This window comes from Paraglaciecola sp. MB-3u-78, assembly GCF_002835935.1.
GTDB lineage: Bacteria > Pseudomonadota > Gammaproteobacteria > Enterobacterales > Alteromonadaceae > Paraglaciecola.
Genome location: NZ_PJCF01000005.1, coordinates 444,184 through 455,950 on the forward strand (window position 1 = coordinate 444,184; position 11,767 = coordinate 455,950).

Below are 11,767 nucleotides of genomic sequence, written 5' to 3' on the forward strand. Positions count from 1 at the left end.
CTTATAACAAATTAATATGCATTTTTATCATTGAAACTTCTAAAAATCGTAAAAATAACGATTTTAAAATCTAACCAAAGTGACCAATTTCTAATGTATTCAAGGTCGAACTCAATACGTTTTTTCATTTTTTCTAACGTGTCTGTTTCGCCCCGAGCACCGTTGACTTGTGCCCAACCAGTTATACCGGGCTTTACTTTGTGTCGTAACATATAAAAATCAACAACCTTTCGGTATTCTTCATTATGCGCAACGGCATGAGGGCGGGGGCCAATAACTGACATGTCGCCTTTTAATACATTAATAAACTGAGGGAGTTCGTCTAACGAAGTGCGGCGTAAAAAGGCGCCTACCTTAGTCACGCGAGCATCGCCTTTTTTGGCTTGGGTAATCACTGCGTCATTTTCGGTCACAGTCATGGAGCGAAATTTCCACATCCTGATCTTTCTTCCATTTAGGCCATAGCGGTCTTGTTTAAATATTATGGGGCCCTTGGAGGTCATTTTTATTGATAACGAAATAACTAACATGGGTAATACAATTATCGTCAGAATTCCACAAGCTAAAATTATGTCCTCTATTCTTTTAACTAACGCTAGGCCACCCTTCATCGGATTGTCGTAAACGCTAATCGTTTGCACGTTACCTACATGAGACATTTCGCCATGCATTAGACAGTACATAAATAGATCGGGCACTACATGTACTGTGGCTGTTGAGTCTCCCAGTCCAAAAAGTATTTCATGAATACGGGCTGTCGCTTCTATTGGTAAGGTAATGTAAACCACATCATAATCGTGGTGCTTGGTGTCTTCTATGCCCTTTTCAATAGTCCCTTTGAGGTAATCATGATATTCTTCATTTAAACGTGACTTTTCCCTGTCATCATAAAATGCCACTAAACGATAACCCACATCTGGATTGTCCATCACTTCTTTCGCTAGGCGAATACCTTTTTCGGATAATCCAAAAATGGCAATGTTGCGGATATTGTAACCTTTTCTGCGTATAGACCTTAAAAACAGTTGAAAACAATAGCGCCATGCTAAAAGCATAATGATAGATGACAACATCCACAGCCCAAGTGAAACCCTAGAATAATCATGTGATGTTTCAGATAAAAATAGGTAGGTAAGTACGATTAATCCTGAGAATAGCCAACATATAATCGTATAGAACACGGTTTGTTTCAAAAAACCGGTTCGCCAAGAGCGATACAATGCCAAGGATTCTGCAATTAATGTAAAACCTACAGAGCCCACAAGCGATAAGGTAAAATAATACAGGGTATAGTTTTGAGAATAAACCAAAACGCTTAGGTATAATAATCCCTGAATTAAACAAATGTCCACAAGCCTATAAGCTGCGGCAAACTTGTTCATGTTGTTTTTTACTATACCTTCTAACTGAATTTCCATAATGACTTCTTTTTTTCAAACCGAACTGTGGTTACTGCAATTCTCTTTCTACAATACTATTTCTACAATTCTATTGCAAAATCCGCTTCTAAATACTATTGCAAAAACCGCTCCTAATTTGAATTTTTTTTATATTTATTTTCTTGTTGTGCTCTCGGGTTAAAAATAAATTTGTTGTCTCGCTATTTTTGTCAATTTATTCACATGGCTTTTTTTTGTCAGCAAATATCGTTAGTGTTACATATATATAATTATTAAAGAGATAAGCCCCATGCGTTTTGTTGTTATTTGCCTGTTAATTCTTTCAGCGCAGGTTTTTGCTACTGATTCGGATAAACAAACGAGTGTTGCCGATTTCACTGAACATATGTCGCACCAAACTGGTTTTTTCGATTTTTATTATCAAATCGAGACCGACAAAGTGTTCCTTAAAATTGACAAGTTTGACCAGCCTTTTCTGTTTCAAAGTAGTATGCCCCAAGGCATTGGCTCGAATGATATAGGGTTAGACCGTGGGCAGTTGGGTGATACTCGGTTAGTTAAATTCGAGCGTTTTGGCAATAAAGTGCTACTTAAACAATTGAATACACAGTATCGCGCTAGTTCTTCTAATCTTGCCGAACAAGCGAGCATTGATGAGGCATTTGCGGACTCAGTGATTGCTGGTTTCGTTGTTGTGGCCACCGACGGTGATGGGGTTGTCATTGATTATACTGATTTTTTATTGTCTGATATTCATCAAATTTCTGAGCGTCTAACGGTAACTGAACAAGGTAGTTATCAAGCTTATCCAAAGCGTAGTGGGGTGTTTTTAAAGCGCAGTAAGTCATTCCCTGATAATACTGAACTAGAAGCCTTAGTGACCTTCGGTGGCTCTAAACCGGGGCAGTATGTGGATCAGGTTACGCCGGATCCTATTAGCATTTCTGTGCATTTACATCATTCATTGGTGAAGTTACCCGATACGGATTACCAACCCAGAAAATTTGTACCTTTTTCTGGATTTTGGTCTGTGGGTTATGAAGATTATTCAGTGCCAATTGAACAAAGTATGACAAAACAGTTTATTCCTCGGCACCGTTTGAATAAAAAACAGCCCAATATGGATATGAGCGAAGCGATTGAACCTATTGTTTATTACCTTGACCCCGGCATTCCTGAGCCGGTAATGAGTGCATTAAAAGACGGCGCTTTATGGTGGGATCAAGCCTTTAGTGCCATAGGTTATAAAAACGCTTTTCAAGTTAAAGTATTACCTGAAGATGCTGATCCTATGGATGTGCGCTACAACGTGATCCAGTGGGTGCACAGGGCGACTCGCGGTTGGTCTTATGGTTCTTCTGTTATTGACCCTCGTAGCGGCGAAATTATTAAAGGACATGTTACTTTGGGTTCACTGCGCGTTAAGCAGGATTATTTAATTGCCTTAGGTTTGACAAGTCCTTTTAGTGCCGATGGAACGGGTGCGGACTATGGGGGTGAAAATAACCCATCTGATGCTCAAGTAGATACCTCTAAACAAAAAGAAATGGCTCTGGCGCGTATCCGTCAGCTCTCTGCACACGAAGTAGGGCATACCTTAGGCATTTCTCACAACTTTGCCGCCAGCGAATATGGCCGAGAATCAGTGATGGATTACCCTCATCCTTTGGTGAGTATTAAGGATGGTAAAATCAGTCTCGATAATGCTTACGATGTGGGTATGGGAGCGTGGGATAAATATGTGGTGGCTTATGGTTATCAAGAATATCCCGATGCCATTACCGAACAACAGGCGTTAAAAGATTTAGTGACTGATGCTAGAGCTAAAGGGTTTAAGTATCTGTCCGACCCAGACGCTCGTCAGGCAAATGCTGCTAATGCACAGGGACACCTTTGGGACAATGGTGCTGACCCTGTCACCGAGCTAAGTCGTATTAGTGAAGTGCGCCAAGTCGCTATGGCTAACTTTGGTCTTAAAACGATTAAAACCGGTGCCACTTTATCTTCATTAGAAGAAACCTTTGCACCCATTTATTTGTTACATCGTTACCAATTAGATGCGGTTGCTAAGTTAATTGGTGGGGTGAGCTACGAATACGAATCAAAAGGTGATTATGCAGTTGCTAAAGGCGTCAAAGTCATTGCTGCTCAACAGCAAAAAGATGCTCTAGCCGCCATGTTACAAACCTTACAGAGTGAATTTTTGAGTATTCCTAAATCTTTGGCGCAACTGATCACGCCTAAAGCATATGGCGAAAGCCGTAATCGAGAAAGTTTCAAAGGTCGAACTGGGCATACGTTTGACCCCATCAGCGCAGCAGAATCTGCTGCGGGTTACAGTCTTAACCTATTGTTGCAAGCTGAACGTTTAAACCGTATCGCGCAACAACAAGAACAGTTACAAGGTGTCCCCGATTTGGGGTATTTATTGACCGAACTATTTAATCAGTCCATAAAAGACGGTATCGACAAAGACTACCCGCAGTTGAGTAAGCGGGTGAACTATTTAGTGTTAGATCAAGTGGTAAAAGCCATGCAGCAGGAAAACTTGGCACCTGAAGCTCGGGGCGAAATGGAATTACAATTGATTGATTTACATAAGTGGTTAAAAAACAAAGGACGCAATGCTCACAACGAAGTGATGGCTCGTCAGTTGGAACAATATTGGCGTCTGGGCAAGTGGCAGTCGCAGTTTACATTAAAACCTTTACCGCCGGGCTCGCCTATTTAGAATGATGAACGCCCATTCAACTTTGTATTGCGTAAAATGCGCCCAGCCAAGCCTTGTTAATCAAGGCCAAAAGGCCTACCGCTGTCACTCATGTGACTTTGTTTATTTTCATAATGTGGCCGCTGCCGTGAGTGCGGTTGTTGTGTGTAATGGGCAAATGCTGCTGGTGGAAAGGGCGCAACAACCTTCCGAGGGAAAGTTAGACTTCCCCGGTGGTTTTGTTGATTACGACGAGTCCAATGAGCAAGCATTAAAACGAGAATTATTGGAAGAGTTGCAACTGCCTATTGGTCACATGCAATATCTTTTTTCTTATCCCAATAGTTACCTATACAAAGACGTGCTCTACTCTACACTTGATAGCTTTTTTGAAATCCACCTATCCACTAAGCCTGCTTTAGTTTTGCAGCAAGAGGAAGTGAGTCGTTACCTTTGGTTGGATGTGTCGAATGTGGATAGTAACCAATTGGCCTTTGTATCGGGGCAGCATGCGATGGCGGCGTATTTAAGAAACAATGAGTAGGATGGGCAGCTGTGATTAACAAAAAAATGGGTATGAAAATCACGTTTTATGCCCACTTTTTGTGTATTTTAAACTAACGTATTCTAGCTACGATAACCAAAAAACTTATTTTTAATGATTTCTTCTGCCACACCTTCAGGTAGATCTTTTTGCCAATCACCATGACCACTAGAAATTTGTTGCAGGATCTTCCGTGAATAGATATTAAACAACGTTGGATCACTGCATGCGATCCCATGTAAGAAGTCGTTTTCTAATAAATGACGGTACAAAAAGCGTAAATGGTCAGGGACTTTAACATCTGTAAATTCTGTTAGTTGGCCATCTTTATCGATTTCTGGGTAGATAAATAAACGGGTGTTGTCTGGAAAAAGTTTACCAAAACCTTCTAATATTCCGCCTTCGACACCTCGGTAGAATTTTTCATCGAATATCTGCTTAACGTTCACCATACCCATCACTATACCGATTTGTAACTGGGTAAATTGACGGAAGTAGGCTCTGAGAGAGAAGTAACGGGTATAATCCGAAACCATGACGTTATAACCCAGGGAGTTGAGTAATTGCACTCTTGCCACAATGTCACTCTCTGGCACTTTGGTATCGTTACCGTGGGCATCATTAAGAGATATCTCGGCTATAGCAATAGTGTTGCTAGGGTCGACTTCTGGCAGCTCAGAAAAGGAATTCTGTCCCTGCTCAATCATATCTACATTTAATTTGGTGACCGGCCGGAATGAGCCTCGAATGGTGAGTATATTTTTTTTGTATAACATCTCAGCAGGGATACCGACACTGCCATCAGGCTTAAACATAACGGCACGGGTTTTCCAGCTACGAATAAGGTGGATGTTTTTAATTCTATTGTCAGCATCTTCAAAGTAAGGGCCTTCAAAATCGATTGAGTCAATTTCAATGCGATCGGCTTTCATACCATCGGTTAATGAATCAATAATTTGTTTAGGGTTTTCAAAATAATGGTAAGCGCCGTAGATGAGGTTGACGCCAAGTACACCTAAGGCTTGTTGTTGCGCTTCAGCATTGTCGTCAAGCATCCTAACATGCACTGTGATGTTTGAAGGTTTTGCGCCAGGGTACATTTGCACGCGTATACCACACCATGCATGGCATTCGTTTTTATGATTAAAACTTTTTGCCGAAACCGTGGCTGCATAGGCAAAATACCGCGACGACTTAGAGCGAATGTTAGCGACTCGGTCTACTACCAAATCAAATTCTTGTTCCATCATGGCATTAACACGGGCTTTACTGACATAGCGGCCGTCTTCTTGTACACCATAAATGGCATCTGAAAACTTCATGTCGTAAGCAGACATGGTTTTAGCAATAGTGCCTGCAGCCGCACCCGCTAAGAAAAACTGTCGGGCGACTTCTTGGCCTGCACCAATTTCTACTATTGTGCCGTACTTCTTTTCATCAAGGTTAATGCGTAACGCTTTTTGGGTCGTTGAGCGTGAACTCACACTGCTATGAGACTCGGTTTTTTTTTCCATGATTTCTCCAAAGGAAGTGGCAAATAGGTGTACATCACTATTGTAGCCTTTTTTTGTCAGTGCAAAAATCTAAATTTTCATGATGGTAACGACTAATTCATTGAATAATATAATGAAAAGGTTAATGGAAAGTTAATAATTAAGTGCACCCGCGAAGAAAGCCAGTTTAGGACGCGAGTTGAGGGATTGATCAAGAGTGTTGTGAAGCAAACAACTTGATGCTTTTTTTTCTAGTGAAGCTTATTTAACCTGAACTAAGGTTATTCAGCCAACTGACTGACATAATAAGGTGCTTAATCAGTACAGGTCGATAACAGATTAAAGAAGTTGCCTGCGCTAAGGTTATTTTGTGTTCTGTAATTATTACCATGTTATTAAAGTGTTAATGGTATGTAACGAGATACTAAAGAGAGGAAACTACTGTGCTATAAATACGCCTCATTTTATAGTCCGTAAAGTGCAGTTAGTTTTAGAGGTAATATATGACCGGCAAACGTTTTTTGACTTTTCTTGCCCACAGAGGTATCCCCGCCAGTTGTTTCGCGCAACGTTTAGGATGTAACATTTCTTCCATAAAAAAACTTCAGTCATGTGACAAAGTTCCTCGTCACTATATCAATATGCTGGTCAAAGAATTTGGGGCGTATTTGACTGGTCATGATTTAGAACTGTTAACGGGCACCTAAACTTTAAGAAGAATAAAAGTGGTCAGATCCTGAGGTATTCCCACGAATACCCTTTAAAATCATAGGGATAATTAAAAAGTAGGGGAACATTCATGGCAATTGGTGTTCAGTTCAATCGCCAAACCTCACGAATCATTAATGCCATGAATGTAAACACTATTTTGAACAAAACCCTTTCCTTTGTCACTCCTAATATGCATGCTACGAGAAGAAACGCGACGGCAGCTTGCGTGACAAGTCTGCTGGCTGGAGCGACTGCCATAGTCACCAGTATTGGTCGCGGTATTCAGTCAGATATAGCGCTTTCAAGTAGTTGTATATTAAGAGGATTATAAAAAATCAAAGGGTTAGAACACTTGAAAAGGTGCTGATTGATAATCCGCTAACGCAGTGTGACCTTGCTATATGACACCGCATCGACGTCTGTCCGTTGTCGCTCTTTGCTTCCCTATGAACGCTGGTGCATTCAAAAGACTATATATGCCCTTTAAGCTGTAACCACTTATCATTTATCGTTGCGGTTATTGTCTTGGTAGTAGTTGATGATACATTAGCACTTTTAAGTACTGCTTCGGTATTTGATAAGTTATCCATCAACCCCTCGACCATAGGCTTGACCACTTTGGGGTTGATGTTGGCTTGTCGTGCCATAAGTGCTAGGGACGACTTATTAGGCGCAATGCCATTACCATTAAACGACGTCATATGTTCACCAAAATCAGTAGGGGAATAGATGACATCGTAGAACGGTGATAAGCGCCAATTGCCATCATCATCACAAAGAAAAGCAAAGTTTTTTGCATGATCGTCTTGGTTACATATCAGATAATTAAATAAAGCTCGCTGAATAAGCTTTCTTGCTTCTCCAACACCGCACATGATCCGTGTAGCTTTAACTAAATCGATATAGTCCAGAGCAGGCTCTTGAAATGACGCATCCAGTAAGCCACTTGCAGATATCATATGTAACCGACCCGTGTCGCCAACACAATCAAATCTATCTTGACGTAACCAAAACCTGTTATTACTAGCACTAAGCAACTCAAATGAGGCGGTATCAATACCACACTGGTTAGCTAAGGTCATACAACTAAACTCGACTAAGCTCTCTTCATGCTTAAGGTAGAAGTTATCTGAGGTGAGTTTAATGATGCAATGTTGACCGCTGGCATAACGGTCGGTGGAATAGGAGCCATCAGCCAAAAGTGTTGCATTGATTTTTGGTCTAGCACCGCCAGAGCCTGCGGCATTCATTAAGTGTTCAACAAGATCAGTTTCAGTGCCTTCAAACTCCTCTATCGCTTGCTTGCCTAATTTTTGAATGGAAATGTTTTGCTGGGTCTCTTTCTCATCAAATTTAATGGTGGGTTCATAAAAAAGTGCTCCAAGGCAGTTATCGCCAATAAACGCCAGTCGTTCTAGTTGAGAAATGCTTTTGTGGTTGTAGCCATTTTTTCTAAAGAGCCTATCCATCAAATAGAGCCCCCATCCATCTGGCAGACTATCAGCAAACACACCATGCAATTTCTTATGTGGTGCAGAGGGACCTATTTGCAGGTTAGTGGACTGTTCTAATGCAAAAGGTGAAAGGCTTGAATGTTTGAGCAAATAACTTTCATCATACTGGAAATATATCCCAGAGCTGTTTTCAGCAAGTTCACCCACTTGAACAATATCACCGTTTGCAAGGCGACGGTTTACGATCAGTTTATAATTAAGCATGTTTGATCACCTCATCAAGACTTTTTGGTGCTTCAGTTTTTTGGGTTAATTGTTGTAGCTCTGTTAACTTACCAACTTCAGCATATAGCATCAAAAACTGCCGTAAGGATATTTCACCTGTACTTTCGAATTTTCGAATTGTGCTATTAGGTACCCCTGTTTTTTCAGAAAAAACTTGTATACTGTACCCTTTAAGCTTACGAGTATTTTTGACAAACTGACCAAGTTCAAGTTGCAAATCAAATGGTGACAATAACGATAGCACGATAAAGTTCCTCATAAATATATTGCTATAATAATAGCAATATATTTACTAGAGTGTTGTTAATTGCTCTCATTGTAGCAAAAGCGTGGTTAGTTGCCTAATATGATTAAGGACTTATCGATGGAAAATTACGCCAAGAAGGTTTGCAGTTAACTATTCAAAAGTAATTAAAACTGGTATTTCAGACCAATATGCGGGGTGTCGCCAGCGGTATTAAACGCGGTTAAGTCTTGATAGTTTTGATCAAATACATTTTCGACTCTGGCGAATACGGTTAAGTGAGTATTGACCTGATAACGTGCACTGATATCAAAAACCCTATAGTTTTCTAAAGGTTGTGCGGTGCTCGCAAAACTCGTTTCATCCACCACAAGATCAACAAAATCTTGCACAAACCTTAAATTGGCAGACAAAATTAGGTTCTCGACTTGGTAATCAAAACCTATATTAGCCATGTTTTTAGGACGTCGAAGACGCTGTTCGCCTAGGGTGTCTTTAGTTTGGTTATAGGTGTAATTACCATGAATACGTAATACATCATTGATTTTGATATTGGCAATGAGTTCCAATCCATTAGACGTTGATTGACCTAGATCTTGTAAATAACCTGAAAATCCAGCTAAATCAAAAAAGATACTATCTTCAATCTTCTGATCAAAATAGATAACTTCAAAACGAGAACCTTGTGTTGTGCTGTATTCAAGAGCGACTTCGTAGCCTTGGGTAGTCTCTTCTTGTAAAGCTGTGGTCGAGGCTGGAGCGAACGCGAAAGGTCCTTGGTTATATTCTATTTCAAACAAACTGGGTGCCCTAAAGCCTGTTCCATAAGCACTTCGAAGTTTGATTTCGTCATCACCCAATGCCCATATATAAGCACCGCTTACCCGGAAGCTAGTATGTTCCCCAAAATCTTCGTTGTCATCATGGCGCACACCCGCCGTGAGATAGAGGTTTTCGAGCAACTCGCCTTGATATTCAAAGTAATAGCCTTTGCTAATTCGACTTTGGTTAGCAGAGGTTATTTGCTCTTCTTCCCAATCAAGTCCATATACCAACTGGTGATCTTGGTTAAGTTGGGTGTGACCTAAATACTCCACTCTTTGCAAAGTGCCTTTCGTCAAAAAGTCAGAGATACCTTGATTAATGTTTTCTCGCTCAATAGAGGTTTTAGCGAAGGCTAATTCATGCTGCGAATTGTCAGTGGAGTAATTGAGGTCAGTTCGTAAATTGGACTGATTAAATTCACTCTCACAATTATTGCTAGCACTGGCTCCAAAACCACAATTATCAAATTGCCCCAGACCATGATTGTTTCTAAGTACCACACCTAAAGTTAAATCATCGCTGATTTTAAAACCTAAACGTGAGTGTATAGTTGTGTTTTCGTAACCATCTTTGTCTTGGCTGGCATCGTCTAAACGAGAATTGAATCCATCCGTTTTGTAATCTGTCGCAGCGATGTAATAATCGAAGTCTTCATAGGTCGCGCCCATATTGGCAGACAGATTTTGAGTGTCATATCGTCCAAATTCACCGCTAACATTACCTGAAAACTTTTCTTTAGGTGAGCCGCTGTATATATTGATTACGCCACCGGCATCGGCGCCATAAGCCAAGCCTTGTGAGCCTCTGAGTATTTCGACCCGAGATATATTAGCGCTTTGTAAATGACCTAGTTGTGGACCAACTTGAGTACTAGTTGGGTCGGATATATCCACGCCATCTATGCGCACTAAGGTGCGATAACCTTCTTCACCGCGCACCCTCAAGGCCGTGGGTGAACCTATACCACCGCTATTAGTGGCACTAATAGAAGGTTGTGTTTTTAATACATCGGTCAAGTTGGCGTAGCCGCGGGCATCAATATCCTGTTGCGTGACTAAAGACACCGACGTCGCAATTTCCCGTAAAGGCATCGCTACTCGACTCGATACAACAACCATTTTTTCTATTTCATTTTCTTCGTTTTGTGCCTTGTTTTCAGTTGCAAAAATGGGACTCGCGAGAAGGGCTGTACTAATGGTTAGTGCCAATGAAATGTGTTTCATAAAATCCTCAATCTATAATAAGCAAACGATTGAGAGGGGGGTAAAAGAGGATGCTTGGCTGAAAAGTTAACTTTAAATATTCAAGATTATAAGTCTTTAAAAACCATAGATTAACTATTGCAGGGATATGCATTCTAATGAAGCCCGCCGCTCCATACGTACAAAAGCTAATGTCATAGGCCGGTGTCGGGCTTGAATATGGCTAGCATATTTTACCGTTGCGGGGGCAGCGGTGGATTCGCACATAACTTACCAAGAGTTAGGCTCACCACACTTCCCGTTTACCCTATCCAGATTGATTTGGCATCAACCGATAGGCACCTAGAATAGCGGCAAGGAAGATACGTTTTGTGCTCTACAAAGTCAATAAGTTGTAATGACGTTTTGTCGAGATGAACATCAAAAAATGACAAAACCGTCATAAACAGCTTCAGAATAATATTAAACGGGGTAATTGGATTATAAAAAGTTCAGGGTTTAGTAATCTATATTCAATCGTCAGTCTGCCATCGCCTTGCCTGCAACGTAGATGAACTCATTTGTTGGAAACACAATACTTCCATCCTCGTTTGAACTCTCCCAGAGCAGCGAGAGGATCCTCGGCGTATTGCACAGAGTTTGCAGCGAAGACAACGTCGAAAGATTCATTGGGGAAGTCGAAAGATTGGATGTCGCAGCTTCGAAGATTGGAATATGAAGTCGTTCCTTCATCATCGACTCTGCCCTTCGCTAGATCTTGCCTAGGGTTGCCCACAAAGTGCATCCAAGTTTTGGGTTGTCGCTGTTTTTTTTCAGGGGTTGGGCGCGTTTTTTTATACAGGGTGGTGTGACGTTTCGGGTGTTTTTTCCATTTTGCTATAACACTTTAACAGGGTGTT

The 11,767-nt window shown here is 40.9% G+C and carries 10 protein-coding genes and 1 riboswitch; of the genes, 4 read left to right on the plus strand and 6 right to left on the minus strand.

Annotated elements, in window-relative coordinates; all coding sequences use genetic code 11:
• Positions 1-11: 11 nt before the first annotated feature.
• The gene (locus tag CXF95_RS13080; RefSeq protein ID WP_101199100.1) at positions 12-1,418 is read right to left on the minus strand and encodes an undecaprenyl-phosphate glucose phosphotransferase; all 1,407 of its coding nucleotides are present in this window, start codon (positions 1,416-1,418) and stop codon (positions 12-14) included.
• Positions 1,419-1,689: 271 nt separating this feature from the next.
• Between CXF95_RS13080 and CXF95_RS13085 the strand changes: the two genes are divergently transcribed.
• Together CXF95_RS13085 and CXF95_RS13090 are read left to right on the plus strand one after the other, a co-directional pair.
• Positions 1,690-4,131 carry a zinc-dependent metalloprotease gene (locus CXF95_RS13085; protein ID WP_101199101.1) on the plus strand — a complete coding sequence of 814 codons (2,442 nt, stop codon included), beginning with the start codon at positions 1,690-1,692 and terminating at the stop codon, positions 4,129-4,131.
• 127 nt (positions 4,132-4,258) lie between these two features.
• Complete coding sequence (locus CXF95_RS13090) at positions 4,259-4,654, plus strand: NUDIX domain-containing protein (RefSeq protein ID WP_232787830.1); 396 nt, start codon at positions 4,259-4,261, stop codon at positions 4,652-4,654.
• Between the two features lie 83 nt (positions 4,655-4,737).
• On the opposite strand, the gene CXF95_RS13095 is transcribed toward CXF95_RS13090, so the two are convergent.
• Complete coding sequence (locus CXF95_RS13095) at positions 4,738-6,168, minus strand: nicotinate-nucleotide adenylyltransferase (RefSeq protein WP_101199103.1); 1,431 nt, start codon at positions 6,166-6,168, stop codon at positions 4,738-4,740.
• A 482-nt stretch (positions 6,169-6,650) separates the two neighbouring features.
• On the opposite strand from CXF95_RS13095, the gene CXF95_RS13100 reads away from it, so the two are divergent.
• Positions 6,651-6,854: a hypothetical protein gene (locus tag CXF95_RS13100; RefSeq protein ID WP_101199104.1), complete on the plus strand. Its 204-nt coding sequence runs from the start codon at positions 6,651-6,653 to the stop codon at positions 6,852-6,854.
• Between the two features lie 92 nt (positions 6,855-6,946).
• Positions 6,947-7,189, plus strand: a complete 243-nt coding sequence (locus CXF95_RS13105) for a hypothetical protein (RefSeq protein ID WP_101199105.1) — start codon at positions 6,947-6,949, stop codon at positions 7,187-7,189.
• 139 nt (positions 7,190-7,328) lie between these two features.
• Here the strand turns inward: CXF95_RS13105 and CXF95_RS13110 are convergent, their stop codons facing one another.
• The 4 genes from CXF95_RS13110 to CXF95_RS31460 form a co-directional block, all read right to left on the minus strand.
• Positions 7,329-8,576, minus strand: a complete 1,248-nt coding sequence (locus CXF95_RS13110; protein ID WP_101199106.1) for a type II toxin-antitoxin system HipA family toxin — start codon at positions 8,574-8,576, stop codon at positions 7,329-7,331.
• Positions 8,569-8,841, minus strand: a complete 273-nt coding sequence (locus CXF95_RS13115; protein WP_101199107.1) for a helix-turn-helix transcriptional regulator — start codon at positions 8,839-8,841, stop codon at positions 8,569-8,571. The genes CXF95_RS13110 and CXF95_RS13115 overlap by 8 nt, the downstream gene beginning before the upstream one ends.
• A 167-nt stretch (positions 8,842-9,008) precedes the next feature.
• Entirely contained in the window at positions 9,009-10,889 is a 1,881-nt protein-coding gene (locus CXF95_RS13120) for a TonB-dependent siderophore receptor (RefSeq protein WP_101199108.1), read from the minus strand.
• A gap of 160 nt (positions 10,890-11,049) precedes the next feature.
• Positions 11,050-11,229, minus strand: a riboswitch (cobalamin riboswitch).
• Positions 11,230-11,424: 195 nt separating this feature from the next.
• Positions 11,425-11,652, minus strand: coding sequence for a class I SAM-dependent methyltransferase (locus CXF95_RS31460; protein WP_101199109.1), 228 nt, complete (start codon positions 11,650-11,652; stop codon positions 11,425-11,427).
• Between the last annotated feature and the right edge of the window lie 115 nt (positions 11,653-11,767).